Source organism: Paenibacillus nicotianae (assembly GCF_042681745.1).
Classification (GTDB): domain Bacteria; phylum Bacillota; class Bacilli; order Paenibacillales; family Paenibacillaceae; genus Saccharibacillus; species Saccharibacillus nicotianae.
The window spans coordinates 1049428-1066034 of sequence record NZ_JBHUGF010000010.1; the positions used below are offsets into that span (position 1 = coordinate 1049428).

Below are 16607 nucleotides of genomic sequence, written 5' to 3' on the forward strand. Positions count from 1 at the left end.
TGGAGATGTTAGTGTTTTATAAAATTATTGTAAGTTAAGTTAACATGTTATTGACGCTTTATATCAGGATATGTACAATAGGTAACAGAATAGTGAATAGATTAGTGGAAGGTTGATGAATATATGGGTGATGAAATTCGGAGAAATATGGCGCTGTTCCCGATAGGGATTGTTATGAAATTGACGGATTTGTCGGCAAGACAGATTCGCTATTATGAACAGCATAATTTGATTGTACCTGCACGTACTTCAGGTAATCAGCGTTTATTTTCTTTCAACGATGTAGAACGTTTACTTGAAATTAAAGCTTTGATTGAAAAAGGCGTGAATATCGCTGGAATCAAGCAAGTGATGAATCCGGTATCGAAAGAATCGGAAGAAGCTACTGTGATCACAGCAGATACAGAAGAACGTCGTAGGGAATTGTCAGATTCCCAACTTCATCGTATGCTTAAGCAGCAGCTTGTCACAGGCAAACGTCCGGGACAAGTATCGCTTATCCAAGGGGAATTATCCCGATTCTTTAACAAAAAATAAATAGCGTAAAGAGGAGAGGGTAGCGTGAGTTACAAAAGTTATACAAGAGAAGACATTTCGCGCATAGCGAAAGAGGAAAATGTACGATTTATCCGTCTGCAATTCACCGATTTGATGGGCACAATCAAAAACGTGGAAATTCCAGTGAGTCAATTGGAAAAAGCATTGGATAACAAAATGATGTTTGACGGTTCTTCGATCGAGGGTTATGTACGTATTGAAGAATCAGATATGTATCTGTATCCTGATCTAGACACTTGGGTTATTTTCCCTTGGGTAACAGAGAATCGTGTAGCACGTCTGATTTGTGATGTATACATGCCAGATGGTACACCATTCGCAGGAGATCCGCGCGGTATTTTGAAGCGCAATCTAAAAGAAGCAGATGCACTAGGTTTTACAGCAATGAACGTAGGCCCAGAACCTGAATTCTTCTTGTTCCGTACGGATGCAAATGGTAATCCTACAGATGAATTGAATGATCAGGGTGGATATTTTGACTTGGCTCCTATGGATCTAGGTGAAAACTGTCGTCGTGAGATCGTAATCACACTTGAAGAAATGGGCTTTGAAGTTGAAGCATCTCATCATGAAGTCGCTCCAGGGCAACATGAGATCGATTTCAAATATACCAATGCACTTCAAGCAGCCGATCAAATTCAAACGTTCAAATTAGTAGTTAAAACAATCGCTCGTCAACATGGACTACATGCTACATTTATGCCTAAGCCTTTATTTGGTATGAACGGATCAGGTATGCACTGTCACCAATCCTTGTTCCAGGGCGATGTAAATGCTTTTTATGAAGAAAGTGATGAGTTAGGCCTAAGTCAAACTGCACGTTACTATATGGCAGGTATTCTGAAGCATGCTCGTTCTATGGCAGCGATCACGAATCCTACAGTGAACTCTTACAAACGTCTTGTACCAGGTTATGAAGCACCTTGCTATGTTGCTTGGTCTGCAAGTAACCGTAGCCCTATGATCCGTATTCCGGCTTCTCGTGGTCTAAGTACACGTATCGAAGTTCGTAATCCAGATCCAACAGCTAACCCTTACCTTGTGTTAGCGGTGATGTTGAAAGCAGGTCTTGATGGAATTGAACGCAAGTTGAACTTGCCGAAGCCAGTAGATCGCAATATCTATGTAATGTCTGAAGACGAGCGTATTGACGAAGGTATTCCTAGTCTTCCAGGCGACTTGAAAGAAGCATTGCACGAATTATTGCGTGACGAGATCGTTGTCTCTGCACTAGGCGAACATGCTCTTGCTCATTTCTATGAATTGAAAGAAATTGAGTGGGATATGTACAGAACACAAGTGCACCAATGGGAACGTGACCAGTACTTGACAATGTATTAATACCCTCAAACCCTTGATGCTACTAGCATTGAGGGTTTTTATTTTGTGGGAAAGCATATCCTTTATAGTGCAAATTTTGATCAATGCCCACAAAACGCCCACAAAGTTTATAAAAACTTATCTTTTATTAGATTTTCGTAGCGTTCCATATTCACACTTTGAAGCTTTTTAGAGACATGAGCATAGACATCCGCTGTGATCTGCATACTTCCATGACCTAAGCGTTCTTGTACATATTTCATATCTGCTCCAGCTTCTAATAAAAGTACGGCATGCGTGTGTCGTAAAGAGTGAATTGGCATATTTGTCAGTTTGGCTCGTTTAAGAATACGTCTAAAGGAATTGAATAGCGAAGATTTAGGTAATGGGCTACCATCGGTTCTACATAGAACTAAGTTCAGATCATGCTGGTATAAGTCAGTGAAAGCTAACTTGTGTTCGTTTTGTAGATTCTTTTGGAACTTTAGATCATTGGCCAGTGATTGACTCATGGATATAATCCGTTTGGAGTTGAATGTTTTGGGATCGCCCATCATTTCCTCAGGATCGGTAGAAGTAAAGTCTAATGTTTTATTAATAGATATCGTGTAGTCTTTCATATCAATATCAGTCCATTGCAAGGCAGCCGCTTCACCTTTACGCATTCCTGTCTCTATTAGGACTTTATAAAAGATATAGTAGATATAATCATCTTGCTTGGCAGCACGTAAGAAAGTAGATATATCATCCGATTCAATAAATTTTATATTTCCCACTTTACTTTTGCCACGAACGACAGATCCTTTGCATGGATTACGCTCAATCTTGCCTTGGATCACTGCACGCTCCATAGCACTGTATATCAAACTGTTTACGATTTCTATTGTTCCTTTACTAAAATCTTGTTCTACTAATGCATTCAAGAACTTTTGATACATGATTGGTTTGAGATCAAATATTAGTAGATTTTGAAAGTGTGGTTTGATATGAGAATCAATAGCATAACGATATGAAAGCATCGTATTCTTTCGCACGCTTCCGTCTTTAAACTCTTTGATATATGCTTCTAGATAATCGACCAAAGGTATAGCTGTGTGTTCATATCCTTGTTGTAACTTCCTCTCAAACAAAGCTACAGCATCTTGTGCTTCTTTCTTAGTTGCGAACCCACGTCCAGACTTCTCTCTGAATTTTCCTGTCATGATGTCCTTATACCGCAGGCGATATTCCCAACCGGTATTTTGTTTTTTGAAGCTTGCCATAGTATCACCCTTTCTTATTTATTCTGAATAGCGCTAGTTTATCACCCCTTTCAAGAACGTATGTTCTTTTTTTAGCAATAGGAATCCGTACATTTACTTTTTATAGAAACGTGTAAATGCTAGAGGGATCCCGCATCTTATCATGAATTGTGCTTCTGTCTCTGATTCGAATGGTTTGTTTGTACCGACAAGCAACCTTACAGCGAACGTATTCGCTTCGCTTTCGATCCGATCTACACGAAGATAGGTAGATGATCTTAAATATGGTGTGTTTACATCCTTATGTAATATGTAATGACCGATTTCATGGCTAAGCGTAAACCTCGCCTGTAATGAAGTAAGCCGATTATTTATATGTATGATCGGTATCCTCTTATATAGATGAAAATAACCCCAGATACTTCCTAAATCCTCATAAAGAACAACAATTCCTTTTGCCTCTGCAATAGCATAAGGATCATTTGTGTTGCACTTTTTTATCAACTGCAATGCTTTTGCGTTGGCGTTACTCATACATGACCCCCGGAGTGATTAATCTCTATTTTTTTTCGGAGTAAATTTATTTTTAGCAATTTGTTTTGCCACTCGGAGTGAATTTTCAAAAGATATGCGTAACAATTCTCTTTGTTCGTCGCTCATTTCCAGCTTTTCCCCATGAAATGATAAAGAGCTATCGCTATTTAATTGTTCCATCATACGTTCTAACTCTTCAGCAATATCATTTTCTTCTTTTGGAGCAAATCCATAAGATGCTTTTTCTTCGGAAATTATTTCATTTGATGTAGTGAAATAGCTTACTTCTACTCCAAAATAATGTGCAATAGCTTCCAGAGATTCTATCCCAGGGCTTTTTGTTGCACCTTTTATAATTTTAGTGATTCCAGTGTAGGAGACACCTGTTTCTTTTGCCAACTGGTAAGCACTTACCCCCTTATCTTCCATAAGACCTTTAATTTTCGCTGCTATATTCAACTTTACCGCTCCCCATATATAACTCTATTTAGATATAACTTAATAAAGCAATAGTAACTCTAAATAGTTAGTAAAGTCAAGAAAAATAGAGAATAAGTAAGTAAATGAGGTGTTATATAACTCTAAAGGGTTATAATGATATTTTACTATAACTCTATAGTGTTATAGAATTTATTCAGGAGGTGAGCAACACATGACAATGCAAATTGATAAAAACATAGAGCGTATGTTGAAAGAAAAAAAATGGACTATTTACAAGCTGGGCAAGGAAAGTGGCGTCTCATTATCAGCTTTGTACGCATTGCCTAACAAGAAAAAAGGCCCTAATGCAGAGACGCTCGTTAAGTTAGCGGATGCGCTCGAGACTACAATTGATAACCTTATCAGAGGTGAAGGCAAATGAGTCTAGTTTCCGTAAAAATCGACGAAATTGAGGTGTTACAACTCTTTTCGGCTGAAATCAGGAAACAAGTGCAAGAAATCGAAAACGAATTAGTGTATTGGGATGCCAAAGAGTTACAGCGTAGAACGTGTATGAGTTGGTCTTTTATCCAAGACACCTTTTTCAACGATCCTCGATTTCCTAAGTTCAAGGTTAGAACAAAGTGGTTGTTTCCAGCTAAAGAAGCCAGACAATTTTTAACAATGTGGCTCAAAGAACAGGAGGTAAGCAAGTGAATCAATTACAAGTGTTCAATTTCAACAGCAACAATTTACGTACTGTAGATATTAATGATCAGCCTTGGTTTGTACTAAAAGATGTATGCGAAGTTCTTTCTCTTTCAAACCCACGAATGGTCAAAGAACGCCTTTCCGATGACGTAAGTTCAACTTACCCCATCCCTGATGCACTTGGACGTGTGCAGGATAACACCATCATTAACGAAGATGGACTGTACGATGTGATCTTGGAAAGTCGTAAACCAGAAGCGCGTGAGTTTCGCAAATGGATCACCAAAGACGTACTACCATCCATCCGCAAAACAGGCATGTACGCTACAGACGAACTACTTGCTAATCCTGATCTACTCATAGCAGCGGCAACGGAACTTAAACGTGAACGTGCCGAACGTCAGCGATTGGAATCACAAAGCCAAGAGGACGCACCGAAAGTCGCTTTTGCCAACGCGGTTGCAGGCAGTCACACTTCGATCCTGGTACGTGAACTTGCTACCATCATGCAACAAAACGGGATCAATATTGGCGAAAAGCGTTTATTCACTTGGCTACGGGAAAACGGCTATGTCGTAAAGCGTCAAGGTACCGACTACAACATGCCTACTCAAAAGTCAGTGCAGATGGGCTTGCTTGAAACGAAAGAAACGGTCATCCAACGTACCAACGGATCATCAATCCAGAAAACATCAAAGGTGACGGGCAAGGGGCAACAATACTTTATCGAGAAAATCAGGGAGGTTTATGTATGAGTACAAATTTCATTATTAAATGTGATACAAATGCAGTTGCTCAAATGTTGAAAGACAAATTCGGTGGAGAAATCAAAAAAGATACATGTTGGTATCGTCCAGAAGGACTAAGTGCAGAAGTTATTTTCTCTTTTTATCACCAAATTCCACGTCAACGTCAATCAGGTCTGACTATTATCTCTGATTCAGAAATCAGAATGTCAAAAATATTCGATGATCATTTTGACTACGAAAAAGACTTGAAAATAATGAACGAACTTGGTTATCACTTGAATGCTGTCAGAAATGAAGGTGGTATTGAAGTTTATGAATTCATCAAGATTAATGATGATTTTGTGAATACTCATCAAAACAGAAATGTATACATTGGTGATCAGAACCAACTCGAAAGAAAGCTGTATACGGATTATAACATTTACAAACTCACTGGTGATTCTCATGAAGAATCTTTTGCAGACGGAATCAAATTTGCATTAGATACTTTAAAAATCAAAATTGAGGGGATAAACGCATGAACAACATTCACTATATGAACTGGATGACCGCTTGTAACCAACGTATCAATGCAAGTCCGCTTGAGAAACAACAACTTGATGTGGTGATCAAATACGAAAACATGCGCTTCTGGATGGAACTCGCAAAAGAAGTAGCAAACATCAAAGACTTTACTCAGCGTCAATTCAAATACTTTGAAATGGCAGAAGCGATTCCATGCCAGACCAAGCGATTCCGCTTAATGACCATGGCGCGTATGGAAATGCATGGTGTCGAGTTTGATACAGAGAAATTTGATCGCTATCTATATGAAGGGAAGATGTGACATGTCACAAAGCGTAAAGGTGTTTGAACGTAGCATGAGGGATTCGCTAGGAGATCAATATGAGCAAGCCATCCGAGATATCACGTTACCCGAAATGGCTCGCAAGTGGTTTGAACAGCCGTTACAGCATCAAATCCTATGCCGGCACATAGAAAAGACCACGCGTCCTACCGCGTGATCGGTTGTTAATCTAACACTATATTGTGATCAATTTAACAAAAAAATAAAAAACAGTCAAGGAGTGTATGCACATGATCATTATTAACAAACGCAACGAGGAATTTACAACTGGTGTTATTAAAAGAGACGTATATAAAGGTGAACTCTATGGAAAAGAAGCCTTTGTTAGTGAACACACAGGAAATTTTATCGAGTTTGTAAACAACAACGATATCGAAGCTTTCTATACTGAACGCGATTTGCAAGAAATCATTAAAGAGGAAGTAAACAAATATGATCAAAAATTTGAACGTGTAGAAGTTGACCAGTTGTTGGTGAAAGCAATAGATGAATTAAAAAGCAAAGGTTTCTCTAAATGGGAGATTGTCAATTGTGAGAGAGAAGAGGATGCAACAGATTGGATGGCAGTTGTTCAGGACTACAAACGTAACAATCAAAATGCAGAAGACGATTTGATTCTTGTAGTTGCGGGTTTCTATTACATTACAACTTAAAATAATTTCATAAAAAAAGACCATAACGAGGTCGCACTCGAAATGGTCAGGAAAGTCGCTTAAACAAATTATTAATGTGAATGTACCACGCAAATAATAAACCGTCAAGGGAGACGAATAACATGGCTATCAAATACACAGATGAACAAAAACAAAAAATTCAGAAATTAATGAAAGAAGTCCTCGCAATAGGACTTGAAATTAACGAAAAAAACAACGGATACACAGTATTTTTTCAAACATGGGCAGAATCAGGATTGTTATCCAACTATGTGTTTAAAGGTGAACCCTTTAAAACCAAATCAATAGTTGAACCTAATATTTACTATGCAAAAGGTGTTACACAATACATGCAAGGATACAGAAAAACAATAAATCAATTGAATAGAATGATCAAAGAAATGAATGAATTACTATGACCAAACGTAAAGCCAAAGTCGCCGACACTATCGTCATTGTAAAATCTCGTGACTATCGCTACAAAGCAGGCGATAAGTTCTATGTAAGACGTGTGCAAGATAACAAAACGCTTCGCCCAGGGGACGTATACGCTGTGCCAGATGGCGAGTTAAATAAGCCGCTACTACTGATCTTAAAAGATGAATATGAGGTGCTTACATGAAAACAGGAGAACGTCTGATACGAACAATGTTTACCGATGCAATGCCGATTCCTAAACGTGAGTTCACGCACGAATTTTTCTCTAGTCTATCCGACATCAACATCAAATGTGGATGTGGTAGAAACGCTCATTACGCGGTCTACAAGCACGAAGAACCGCACTGTCTCGACTGCATGCTAGAAGCTGTAGACAACGCATGCTTGATCCCTGTACGTACGTTGCATACGTGGGAACAGTATCCAACACCGTCCAAAGGATCGGCTTCCTATCTGATGTATGCATATCATAAAAAAGGTAGATCATTGCCACGCAAGAAGATACAACGCTATGGATGCCGAGTATAGAGTTACCTTTTCACCACAGTTGCCAGACGGTTCATTCTTAACCACGCGTATGGAGCGCACAGGTTCGATTATCAAGGCGCTTCGCATCGGAAACGAACAAGACTTAGCAAACATTATTGAACGGCTATACACAGGTGATATGGTGTGCATCGTGCCTGTCAAAATAACTTATGAATTGGAGCAGACAGAATGAGTGAGCAAATCAATTACTTTAACGAACTATCAAAGATTAATGTCAACGATCATGTGGAGAAGAAAGGAAAGTTCAGCTATCTATCATGGGCTTGGGCAGTCGATGTACTTCGCAAAAAACATCCTACAGCCACATGGGAAGTAATCCGCTTTGAAGGCATGCCTTTCATGCAAACACCGCTAGGATACTTTGTAGAAGTAGCCGTTACGGTAGAAGGCATCACGTTATCACAGATACATCCTGTACTGGACAATCAAAACAAACCTATTGAGAAACCAAATACGTTCCAAATCAACACAAGCATTCAACGTTGTCTAGTTAAAGCTATAGCACTTCATGGTCTAGGATTATACATTTACTCTGGTGAAGATTTGCCACCTGATCCAGAAGCAGAGAAAGCTGCTAAAGAAGAAGCAGAAAATAAAATTCGCACAGATATCAAAATCAAATGGCAAACAGTAAATGGATCATTGGATGGAATGGACGAATGGATAGAAGAACAGTTAGGCAAAGGAAAGTCATTTAATGCATTGCAAGTGATAGTAACTAAACGAGCACTAGAAAAAGCACAGGAGGCAAAACAACATGCTGAATAGAGTCATCTTAATTGGTCGCTTAACGAAAGACCCCGAACTTCGCTATACGCCAGCAGGTGTAGCCGTCACAACCTTTACCCTAGCCGTTGACCGTCCGTTTTCCGGGCAAGATGGCAAGAAAGAAGTCGACTTCCTCAACGTGGTCACATGGCGTGCGCTTGCTGAAAGCTGTGCTAACTATCTCCGCAAAGGTCGCTTGACTGCTGTAGAAGGTCGCATACAGGTGCGAAACTACAAGAACAACGAAGGCAAGCGTGTCTACGTCACAGAAGTCATTGCGGACAACGTACGCTTCTTAGAAAGCAATCGTAACGAAGATGGTAAAGACCATAGCTACGATTCCAAAAAAGACCCGTTTAAAGAGGATAGACAGCCGATCAATATTAACGACGATGACTTACCGTTTTAAATACAGAGTAGAGGAGAATGTTAAATGATTATTTTACGAGATAAAAAAAGTAACGTTGTTATGCAAAAAATGTTTGATGATGGGTGTCAAATTCATGGTCATGTTCAAGTTGGCATCAAGCACAACTATAATACAACAATGAAATATGAAGATGCAGAACAACTATTCACCGAATCGGAAGTACAAAAAAAGATCGAATCCGCTGTAGCTGAACATGAAAAATCCATGCAGGATACGTTACAAGGTTACTACGATAATGAACAGCAGTTACTTTCTCAGATTGAAGAACTAAAAGCAAAATTAACAGAACTTCAAAACGATGCTTTGGAACAATGGTATGACGAAGAAAGAAAACTAAAACAAACAATTGGTAAAATGTTAATTGAAAACAACGAACTTAAAGCGAAGCTTCCGCAACCCGTTGAAGTTTCAAAACAGTGGGCTGATGCCATAGAATGGGTTAAAAAAGCTCAAGAATTAGGAAGCGAATTTCAGTTAGTTTTTAAATTTTTTGATGATTGGAATCTTATTTTCTTATCTGGTGAACACTACGATCACGAAGAAATGAGCATACCTTTTGAAATAAGAAAATCTTTAGGAGAAATGCCCTTTAATGCAAGACTAAATATCATCAAAAACGGATACACTGTTAAACCTGAACCACTCCGCGAAGGTATCGCATCCCTAGTCGCACGCTATACCAACGATGACGGCATCAAAGACGAAACGGATCTGATTGACAAGTTAGCCGAATACGCACGAGATCATTTCAGTGAATAACTTTCGCCCTGTGCCCAAGCCGAAGCATAAGCGTTTGAAGCCGACAGCCAGAGAACGTGGAGCCGTCAGCAAAGAAGTCTATGCAACGATCATGGAACGAGAACACGAGTGTTGCGGACGATGCTATAGCGGTCATAACTTACAAGCGGCGCATCTGGAACGAAGATGGAAATTACAGCTAACAACGTATAAAGACGTGTGTATATTATGCCATGACTGTCACTATTGGGCAGATAATACCGCAGAGGGTCGGGAATGGCTGAAAGCGAAGCGAGACGCACTGTATGCAAAGGAGTGCAAATAAAAATGACACGTAAATGCGCTGATATTTTACTGTGGATACTCGCTGTACCGTTCTTGTTCGGACTGTTTTTCACAGTAACAATCGCTTATCTAATGATTGCTCAACCGTATTGGATTATCGAATTTCTAAACTAAGGAGTGTTATCTAACGTGGAAAAAAAATACTACTGCTGGAATTGCAAAGTGAATGAGATACCTGAGCCAGAATATTGCTGTCCAGGAACTATTCAATCCGAATGTGGATGTTTAGGGTTACCGATTGATCCCCCTTTCTGTGACGAATGTGACTACGAATTATACAACAAGAATAAAGGTAAAAAGTGATGAAAGCACACAAGAAGCCTACACGCCGTCTGATGGGGAAGAAGAGTCGCAAAGTAATCCGCAAGTGAGTGGGTGAGTCAAATGGAAGGATGGATTAAACTTCATCGCAAAATGATGGACAATCCAGTGGTGTGTAAAGACAGTGATCACATTGCTGTATGGATGTATCTTCTCTTAAATGCAACACATAAAGAGTACCCTGTCCTGTTTGCTGGGGAGAAAATTATCTTGCAACCAGGGCAGCTCATTACAGGTCGTCAAACGATATCGGTGAAATTAAAAATTTCAGAAAGTAAGGCGCAACGAATTCTAAAAACGTTCGAAAGTGAACAACAGATTGAACAACAGAAAAGTAACAAAAACCGTTTGATATCAATACTTTCATGGCACGATTACCAAGAGAGTGAACAACAAAATGAACAACAACTGAACAACAAGCGAACAACAACTGAACAACAAGTGAACACAAACAAGAATGTAAAGAATATAAAGAATGATAAGAATGTAGAAAAAGAAGAGATAAAGACTTCTCGTCATAAACGAGTTTACGACATGACTAGTATTCCTTATCGATCTGCAAATTATTTATTCAAAAAGATTCTAGAAATCAATCCAGATGCTAAACCACCGAACATGCAAAAGTGGGCTGATGATATGAGACTGCTTATCGAAAATGATAAACGGGATAAGCACAGAGTCGCCGAAGTGATTGACTGGATATTCAACGATCCGTTTTGGCAAACCAATATTCTATCACCAGCGAAGCTACGCAAGCAGTACGACACCATTGACACGAAAATGAAAGGACTGATCGCAAATGGAAAGCATGGGGGACATGCTCAAACCGTGGAAAGACAGAATCGAGAAAGCCCGTATGCGTTCCTCGACGAAAACAAGCCACTCGTCAGCCGCGTCGTCAGAGACCCAAGTCTCTTATGAGTGCCCAATTTGCCAAGACACCGAATTCATACTAAGCAAAGTGCCTGGAACGATTCTAATCGGCAACGAGGAGCGTCAGGTGATGAATGAAGTCGCCACCGAATGTGAGTGTCGCATTAAAAAGCGTGTAGAACGGCTGATGAAGAGTAGTCAGATCACCGATTCGTTCCGGAACATGACGTTCGGATCATTCGACTTAGAAGGCAAGTCACCTGTCATCCTCAGCATGTTTGATACGGTTCAACGTTATGCCAAAGATTTTGCCAAGATCATCGAATTAAAGTCCAGACAAAACAGTCTTTGCTTACTTGGACAACCGGGAACAGGCAAGACACACCTTTTAACAGCCCTCAGCAACCACCTAATCAGCAAAGGGGTGGCAGTTCAATACTTTCCTTGGGTAGAGGGTATAACGGACTTACAGAGCGATTTAGACGCTTCAAACGAGAAATTGGCTCAAATGCAGAAAGTGCAGCTACTGTTCATCGACGACATGTACAAAGGTCGTGATAAGCCGACACCTTGGCAGTTAGAAAAAATATTCGGCGTGATCAATTACAGATACCTGAACAACTTACCTGTGTTGATCAGCAGTGAAAAGACAATAGCGCAAATGTGTGATTTTGACGAAGGTACAGGAAGCCGAATCAACGAAATGTGCAAAGAATACAAAGTGACGATTAAGAAAGATATCGCTTTGAACTATAGATTGCAGGAGGATGAATGACTATGAGAATCAACGTAATTGGTGATATTTGGATCACGTCAACAGAATATGGATACACAGTGACGAACGAACACAAAGAAATGAAAAAGCTGGTCAATGCAAAGACTGAGGAAGTCACATATACACCACACGTATACGGAAAAAAATCATACTTTTCTAAACTTGATCATTGCTTAGAAGATGTTTTTGAACGTTGCGTAGATAAAAGTGAAGCCGCTACATTAACTGAATTGCTTACAGAGATCAAAGAAATCAAAGACTACCTGAAAGGATTCAGATTGGAGTTAGAAGTATGAAAGTAGACGATTACGACCTATTCGACCAAGACTATGAAGAATTTGTCAAACGTGGACGGCAAGCCTTTGGAATGGAGGGTACACATGTCAGCAACACACGAACGGATCATGAATCAGATACTGAAAGACAACCGCTATCTGCTCAAAGAAGCATTGGGCCGTGTCGATCGTTTATTGGTATCTATATCGAAGGATGCTAGTGCCAACTATATCAAAGCGGAGTTTAGACAAGAACGCGTCAATAAGGAACTGTGCGATATCTTCGCTGAGCTAGAAAGAGAACGGGAGGGATAACCATGGTACGTGCAGATGAACAGATGTTTGAACCTGTCAAACCAAACCACCTTTGTATTCATCCAGCATGGGTCTATCTAGCAGCAGATCAAAAAAATGTTAGTCGCCAACTACTGCATTATCGTTTGAAAAAAGGAGAATCCTACGAAAAAGCAGTACGGAAACCTTACCACAAAGGAGATATATGAAATGAAATACACAGTCACTCAAGTCGGCAGACGGTGGTTTAAAGTCAAAGCAGAAGTCAGTACGTTTCGTAAGGGTATCGAGTCTATTGCTGTGGTGGTGGATGTGGAAGCAACTCTTAAAGAATACGATGGTCATCACCGTTGGGTTTTATCTGGATTAGGTAAATCTAAATATCATAATGGAATTAAAGAAGCTTTGAATAATCGAATTGAATTCCTTAAAAGAACAGATGCAGAAAGGTTGCCGTTCTGATGCGAACCAATCCTTTTTATCAAAAATACAACAAACAACGAATTGTAGACAACGGAAGAACTATTGGAGAAGTGTATTTCTACAACGAGAAGGCGGAGGAGAGACATGCAGCGATTGATTATACCCGGAACCGTGCCAAGCGTGAATACCATGTACAAGGACAAATGGATCAAAAGAAGAAAGTTTAGGGTCTATACGGATGACGCACAATCATGGGAAGACTTGTGTATCTTGTTAGCTAATCAGTGGATGGCAAGTAGTAAGTGGTCTCAGACGTCGGAGAAAGTCGTTTTACGCATTTGGTTCTATTGGAAAGACAATAAACGCAGAGATACACATAATTGTCTAAAAATAATGCTAGACGCTTTACAACGTGCAGGTGTTTACGAAGATGATTATAAAGCGTTACCAAGGATTATAGATTTTGAAGTGGATAAGTCGAATCCGAGAGTTGAAATTGAAATAGAATTGTTAGGTCAATCTTGAGAGGACGGAGACATACGACATGATAAAAGAAGAAATCTTAGATCAGATCGAAGATCGTATAGAAGATTTGTTGGATGAAGTAGATATAGCAGATGAAGATTTGGTACGCGAGTTTCGCAGAAAATTTAATGAACTCAAAAGTCAATTATGAAAAAGTTAAGTCTGTTTAGCGGCATTGGTGGAATTGATCTAGCAGCGGAATGGGCCGGTATAGAAACAATAGCATTTTGCGAACGTGAAGAATTTCCGCAGAAAGTATTACAAAAGAACTTTCCAGGCATCCCGATCTATGACGATGTTTGCGAACTCACAAAGGAGAAACTAGAAAATGATGGAATCGACACACGAACAATTGACCTTATTTCAGCCGGATATCCTTGCCAGCCTTTCAGTCACGCCGGGAAGCGCCGCGGCAAAGAAGATGACCGTCACCTCTGGCCAGAAGTTGCTAGACTCATACGTGAAATCCGACCCACTTTTTTCCTTGGCGAAAATGTTGCTGGTCACATCACGATGGGACTCGACGATGTGCTTGCTGATCTGGAAAACGAAGGTTACGACACACAAACATTTGTTATTCCATCTGCAAGCGTCGGTGCCCCGCATAGACGAGAAAGAGTCTTCATTGTGGGCTACGCCAAATACGATGGATCATATGAATCAGAGATCGGAAGAAGCATTGATTCGACAAGCAACCACTTCGAGAAAAGGGAGAACAAAGCCAGCCAACTTAAGGGAACAAGTCGATCCAACCACTCTAAGACTCTGGGCGACTCCACAAGCAAGAGACTATCGCAGTGGAGACAATCCAGATTCAGTCAGACGACAGAGAAAAGTGGAACAGGGCTGGGGCGGCAACTTGAACGATCAAGTCAAATTTTGGCCCACACCACGAGCAAGCGATCCAGACAAACGTGGGAATGTGAATCCGTACGATCAGAGAAATGGACTACCAGCAGCAGTAAAGCTTTGGTCGACTCCAAAATCAAACGACTGCAAGGGAGCGAGAACGCCAGAAAAAATGGCGTTAACAGGTCGCAATCCCGAAACCAACAGCTTGTCGGATGCGATACGGATCAAACAGGAAGGTCAATTGAATCCGGCATGGGTGGAGTCCTTGATGGGATTCCCGGAAGGTTGGACGAACATAGATGGCCAGCCGCACTAGGGGAAGAACAATATGATTGGGAGCCGCCGCGGATTGCTAATGGAGTAAAAGATCGAGTTGGTCGCTTAAAAGGATTAGGTAATGCAGTGAATCCACACCAAATTTATCCTGTCTTAGCAGCGCTCAAGGCAGTGAATGACAGTCTATAGATCAGTCAGCCTATAAAGGGGAGATAACCGTGACAGATACAACGGAAACTGTAAAATTATCTGAATTGTCAGAAGAAACTATTCTTAGTTATGTGGATGCAAATTATACGTTAACAGTATCTGAATTACGCAAACAAACAAAAGAAGATAATAGCTTAATTAACCAAAAATGGTATGTAGCCATAGAAGCACGTTGGCATCCATCTGCAAAAGAAATGATCGATGTTTACGTTGATCAGCAGTATCAAGATATGTATGAAGATTGGGATGAACGAGCATACGACTGCTTAAAGCAAGAACATTATGATCGTTTACAAGCTGTGCTAGATGAAGCATTTAAAAGCGGACATGCTACAGAATATTGGGAACTCAATGGGCCAGAAGTAATCATAGATAAGTTAGATTAATCAATCATAGAGGGGGAACAACTCTGTTCCCCTACCACAAAGGAGAATGAACATGAGTACAGACAAGTTAAAAAAAGGCGATCAAGTCGTTATGCACACTTGTATTGAAGCAGAAACACATGCTGGACACATCTGGACGTGTAGAGGGGATCAATTCACTCGTGGTACAGGGGTGTATGCTCAAGACTCAGTATTTCTTGAAGGATTTAGCGGTTCGTTCGCACCAGAGTTTTTACAAAAGGTCAATGTGGAAGATGTTCAAGGCATACAGTGGATCAAATACGATCCTACTGACCGTTCAATCGAAAGTCACGTCAGTTATATTGTGACGGATGGTAATAAAACGATGATTGCTGAACATGCAGTGTTTGGCGGGAAGTATTCTTGGTTCATTGACGAATCTGTCATCGGATGGTCTCTTATCGACTGGGTGAAATACTATGCAGTTATCAACTTGCCAGTACAGGAAGGAGATACAGAGGTATGACACAACAAAAACGTATCGCGGAGGAAGATTTAAACAGATGCAAGCTTAATGGAGGATTCATCTATGACGAAGTGTTACCTTACTGGATCAAAGAAGCAGAAAGAATGAGAGCTAGAGCCGATCAATTGGCTTCTGAATCATCCAGCCAATTTGTGAGTACGACAAATGCCTTAATGCGTGCAGAAGCAGCAGAGCAGGAGTTAGAAGCTCAACGTATACGGGCAGACAAAGCCGAGCAACTCATTAATACGATTGATGAAGCTTTAGACGAAGAATTCAAACTTGGCGAATGGGACGATTTCATGAATCTGATCCACAAGGAAATCACAGCCTACCGAGAAAGCAGTACAGATGGTCATACATCTTAAACGACGTATTGAGCGTTTCTACACAGACACAGACGAACGTGAAGTATTCGCTTTATATGAAGATGTAGACGAGAACATTCACTTTAAATACACCGATTACGACACAGACATGCACCAGATGCACAGTTGTCATTTTGAAAAGCAATTCAAGCGTATATAACACACAGGGGCAGTACTACTGTCCCTACTCTAAGGAGATTGCATGAAATCACCGCAAGACATTATCAATCATTACAAGGAG

33 protein-coding genes and 1 pseudogene are annotated in these 16607 nt (G+C 40.3%); 31 read left to right on the forward strand and 3 right to left on the reverse strand.

The window, feature by feature from the left end:
- Window positions 1–123 precede the first annotated feature (123 nt).
- Together ACFSGI_RS08740 and glnA are read left to right on the forward strand one after the other, a co-directional pair.
- Window positions 124–537, forward strand: a complete 414-nt coding sequence (locus ACFSGI_RS08740; RefSeq protein WP_017812459.1) for a MerR family transcriptional regulator — start codon at window positions 124–126, stop codon at window positions 535–537.
- Window positions 538–561: 24 nt separating this feature from the next.
- Window positions 562–1899 (forward strand): type I glutamate--ammonia ligase, encoded by a 1338-nt coding sequence (gene glnA / locus ACFSGI_RS08745; protein WP_069326003.1) that lies wholly within the window; start codon window positions 562–564, stop codon window positions 1897–1899.
- Between the two features lie 107 nt (window positions 1900–2006).
- Here glnA and ACFSGI_RS08750 read toward each other — a convergent pair whose 3' ends face one another.
- The 3 genes from ACFSGI_RS08750 to ACFSGI_RS08760 all read right to left on the reverse strand — a co-directional run bounded on the left by ACFSGI_RS08750 (window position 2007) and on the right by ACFSGI_RS08760 (window position 4112).
- Window positions 2007–3140: a site-specific integrase gene (locus ACFSGI_RS08750; protein ID WP_204823755.1), complete on the reverse strand. Its 1134-nt coding sequence runs from the start codon at window positions 3138–3140 to the stop codon at window positions 2007–2009.
- A gap of 93 nt (window positions 3141–3233) precedes the next feature.
- Window positions 3234–3653 (reverse strand): ImmA/IrrE family metallo-endopeptidase, encoded by a 420-nt coding sequence (locus tag ACFSGI_RS08755; protein WP_204823756.1) that lies wholly within the window; start codon window positions 3651–3653, stop codon window positions 3234–3236.
- A gap of 18 nt (window positions 3654–3671) precedes the next feature.
- Window positions 3672–4112, reverse strand: a complete 441-nt coding sequence (locus ACFSGI_RS08760; RefSeq protein ID WP_204823757.1) for a helix-turn-helix domain-containing protein — start codon at window positions 4110–4112, stop codon at window positions 3672–3674.
- 193 nt (window positions 4113–4305) lie between these two features.
- On the opposite strand from ACFSGI_RS08760, the gene ACFSGI_RS08765 reads away from it, so the two are divergent.
- The 29 genes and pseudogenes from ACFSGI_RS08765 (at window position 4306) to ACFSGI_RS08905 (ending at window position 16526) form a co-directional block, all read left to right on the forward strand.
- Window positions 4306–4515 (forward strand): helix-turn-helix domain-containing protein, encoded by a 210-nt coding sequence (locus ACFSGI_RS08765; RefSeq protein WP_204823758.1) that lies wholly within the window; start codon window positions 4306–4308, stop codon window positions 4513–4515.
- Entirely contained in the window at window positions 4512–4790 is a 279-nt protein-coding gene (locus ACFSGI_RS08770) for a group-specific protein (RefSeq protein WP_204823759.1), read from the forward strand. Before ACFSGI_RS08765 ends, ACFSGI_RS08770 begins: the two co-directional genes overlap by 4 nt.
- Window positions 4787–5539 (forward strand): phage antirepressor, encoded by a 753-nt coding sequence (locus ACFSGI_RS08775; protein WP_204823760.1) that lies wholly within the window; start codon window positions 4787–4789, stop codon window positions 5537–5539. The genes ACFSGI_RS08770 and ACFSGI_RS08775 overlap by 4 nt, the downstream gene beginning before the upstream one ends.
- Window positions 5536–6054: a hypothetical protein gene (locus ACFSGI_RS08780; RefSeq protein ID WP_204823761.1), complete on the forward strand. Its 519-nt coding sequence runs from the start codon at window positions 5536–5538 to the stop codon at window positions 6052–6054. Before ACFSGI_RS08775 ends, ACFSGI_RS08780 begins: the two co-directional genes overlap by 4 nt.
- Window positions 6051–6359 (forward strand): hypothetical protein, encoded by a 309-nt coding sequence (locus tag ACFSGI_RS08785; protein WP_204823762.1) that lies wholly within the window; start codon window positions 6051–6053, stop codon window positions 6357–6359. Before ACFSGI_RS08780 ends, ACFSGI_RS08785 begins: the two co-directional genes overlap by 4 nt.
- A gap of 251 nt (window positions 6360–6610) precedes the next feature.
- Window positions 6611–7033: a hypothetical protein gene (locus ACFSGI_RS08790; RefSeq protein WP_204823763.1), complete on the forward strand. Its 423-nt coding sequence runs from the start codon at window positions 6611–6613 to the stop codon at window positions 7031–7033.
- 122 nt (window positions 7034–7155) lie between these two features.
- Complete coding sequence (locus ACFSGI_RS08795; RefSeq protein WP_204823764.1) at window positions 7156–7452, forward strand: hypothetical protein; 297 nt, start codon at window positions 7156–7158, stop codon at window positions 7450–7452.
- A complete protein-coding gene (locus ACFSGI_RS08800) occupies window positions 7449–7655 on the forward strand; it encodes a hypothetical protein (protein ID WP_204823765.1) in 207 nt (68 codons plus the stop codon). The genes ACFSGI_RS08795 and ACFSGI_RS08800 overlap by 4 nt, the downstream gene beginning before the upstream one ends.
- Window positions 7652–7999, forward strand: a complete 348-nt coding sequence (locus ACFSGI_RS08805; protein WP_379282979.1) for a hypothetical protein — start codon at window positions 7652–7654, stop codon at window positions 7997–7999. The genes ACFSGI_RS08800 and ACFSGI_RS08805 overlap by 4 nt, the downstream gene beginning before the upstream one ends.
- Entirely contained in the window at window positions 7983–8192 is a 210-nt protein-coding gene (locus tag ACFSGI_RS08810) for a hypothetical protein (protein WP_204823766.1), read from the forward strand. Before ACFSGI_RS08805 ends, ACFSGI_RS08810 begins: the two co-directional genes overlap by 17 nt.
- Window positions 8189–8788 (forward strand): Sak single strand annealing protein, encoded by a 600-nt coding sequence (locus ACFSGI_RS08815; RefSeq protein WP_204823767.1) that lies wholly within the window; start codon window positions 8189–8191, stop codon window positions 8786–8788. The genes ACFSGI_RS08810 and ACFSGI_RS08815 overlap by 4 nt, the downstream gene beginning before the upstream one ends.
- Window positions 8778–9197: a single-stranded DNA-binding protein gene (gene ssb / locus ACFSGI_RS08820; RefSeq protein WP_204823768.1), complete on the forward strand. Its 420-nt coding sequence runs from the start codon at window positions 8778–8780 to the stop codon at window positions 9195–9197. Before ACFSGI_RS08815 ends, ssb begins: the two co-directional genes overlap by 11 nt.
- Window positions 9198–9221: 24 nt before the next feature.
- Window positions 9222–9977 (forward strand): hypothetical protein, encoded by a 756-nt coding sequence (locus tag ACFSGI_RS08825; protein ID WP_204823769.1) that lies wholly within the window; start codon window positions 9222–9224, stop codon window positions 9975–9977.
- A complete protein-coding gene (locus tag ACFSGI_RS08830; RefSeq protein WP_204823770.1) occupies window positions 9970–10281 on the forward strand; it encodes a hypothetical protein in 312 nt (103 codons plus the stop codon). The genes ACFSGI_RS08825 and ACFSGI_RS08830 overlap by 8 nt, the downstream gene beginning before the upstream one ends.
- A 2-nt stretch (window positions 10282–10283) precedes the next feature.
- Window positions 10284–10415: a hypothetical protein gene (locus ACFSGI_RS08835; protein ID WP_379282983.1), complete on the forward strand. Its 132-nt coding sequence runs from the start codon at window positions 10284–10286 to the stop codon at window positions 10413–10415.
- 270 nt (window positions 10416–10685) lie between these two features.
- A complete protein-coding gene (locus ACFSGI_RS08840) occupies window positions 10686–11543 on the forward strand; it encodes a replication protein (protein ID WP_204823771.1) in 858 nt (285 codons plus the stop codon).
- The gene (locus ACFSGI_RS08845) at window positions 11479–12270 is read left to right on the forward strand and encodes an ATP-binding protein (RefSeq protein WP_379282985.1); all 792 of its coding nucleotides are present in this window, start codon (window positions 11479–11481) and stop codon (window positions 12268–12270) included. The genes ACFSGI_RS08840 and ACFSGI_RS08845 overlap by 65 nt, the downstream gene beginning before the upstream one ends.
- A gap of 2 nt (window positions 12271–12272) precedes the next feature.
- The gene (locus tag ACFSGI_RS08850; RefSeq protein ID WP_204823772.1) at window positions 12273–12566 is read left to right on the forward strand and encodes a hypothetical protein; all 294 of its coding nucleotides are present in this window, start codon (window positions 12273–12275) and stop codon (window positions 12564–12566) included.
- Window positions 12567–12650: 84 nt separating this feature from the next.
- Window positions 12651–12860, forward strand: coding sequence for a hypothetical protein (locus ACFSGI_RS08855; RefSeq protein WP_204823773.1), 210 nt, complete (start codon window positions 12651–12653; stop codon window positions 12858–12860).
- 2 nt (window positions 12861–12862) lie between these two features.
- Window positions 12863–13048, forward strand: a complete 186-nt coding sequence (locus ACFSGI_RS08860; protein ID WP_204823774.1) for a hypothetical protein — start codon at window positions 12863–12865, stop codon at window positions 13046–13048.
- Window position 13049: 1 nt separating this feature from the next.
- Window positions 13050–13301 (forward strand): hypothetical protein, encoded by a 252-nt coding sequence (locus tag ACFSGI_RS08865; RefSeq protein WP_204823775.1) that lies wholly within the window; start codon window positions 13050–13052, stop codon window positions 13299–13301.
- A gap of 105 nt (window positions 13302–13406) precedes the next feature.
- Window positions 13407–13787, forward strand: coding sequence for a RusA family crossover junction endodeoxyribonuclease (locus tag ACFSGI_RS08870; protein WP_204823776.1), 381 nt, complete (start codon window positions 13407–13409; stop codon window positions 13785–13787).
- A 19-nt stretch (window positions 13788–13806) separates the two neighbouring features.
- The gene (locus ACFSGI_RS08875; RefSeq protein ID WP_379282989.1) at window positions 13807–13938 is read left to right on the forward strand and encodes a hypothetical protein; all 132 of its coding nucleotides are present in this window, start codon (window positions 13807–13809) and stop codon (window positions 13936–13938) included.
- A pseudogene (locus ACFSGI_RS08880) lies at window positions 13935–14765 on the forward strand (DNA cytosine methyltransferase); the annotation flags it as partial. The gene ACFSGI_RS08875 and the pseudogene ACFSGI_RS08880, both read left to right, overlap by 4 nt.
- Window positions 14766–14924: 159 nt before the next feature.
- Window positions 14925–15104 carry a hypothetical protein gene (locus tag ACFSGI_RS08885; RefSeq protein WP_379284007.1) on the forward strand — a complete coding sequence of 60 codons (180 nt, stop codon included), beginning with the start codon at window positions 14925–14927 and terminating at the stop codon, window positions 15102–15104.
- A 29-nt stretch (window positions 15105–15133) separates the two neighbouring features.
- Window positions 15134–15511: a hypothetical protein gene (locus ACFSGI_RS08890; RefSeq protein WP_204823778.1), complete on the forward strand. Its 378-nt coding sequence runs from the start codon at window positions 15134–15136 to the stop codon at window positions 15509–15511.
- A 52-nt stretch (window positions 15512–15563) separates the two neighbouring features.
- Window positions 15564–15998: a hypothetical protein gene (locus ACFSGI_RS08895; RefSeq protein ID WP_379282991.1), complete on the forward strand. Its 435-nt coding sequence runs from the start codon at window positions 15564–15566 to the stop codon at window positions 15996–15998.
- Window positions 15995–16366, forward strand: a complete 372-nt coding sequence (locus tag ACFSGI_RS08900) for a hypothetical protein (RefSeq protein ID WP_204823779.1) — start codon at window positions 15995–15997, stop codon at window positions 16364–16366. Before ACFSGI_RS08895 ends, ACFSGI_RS08900 begins: the two co-directional genes overlap by 4 nt.
- On the forward strand, window positions 16350–16526 hold the full coding sequence (locus ACFSGI_RS08905; RefSeq protein ID WP_379282993.1) for a hypothetical protein: 177 nt from the start codon (window positions 16350–16352) through the stop codon (window positions 16524–16526). The genes ACFSGI_RS08900 and ACFSGI_RS08905 overlap by 17 nt, the downstream gene beginning before the upstream one ends.
- Window positions 16527–16607 lie beyond the last annotated feature (81 nt).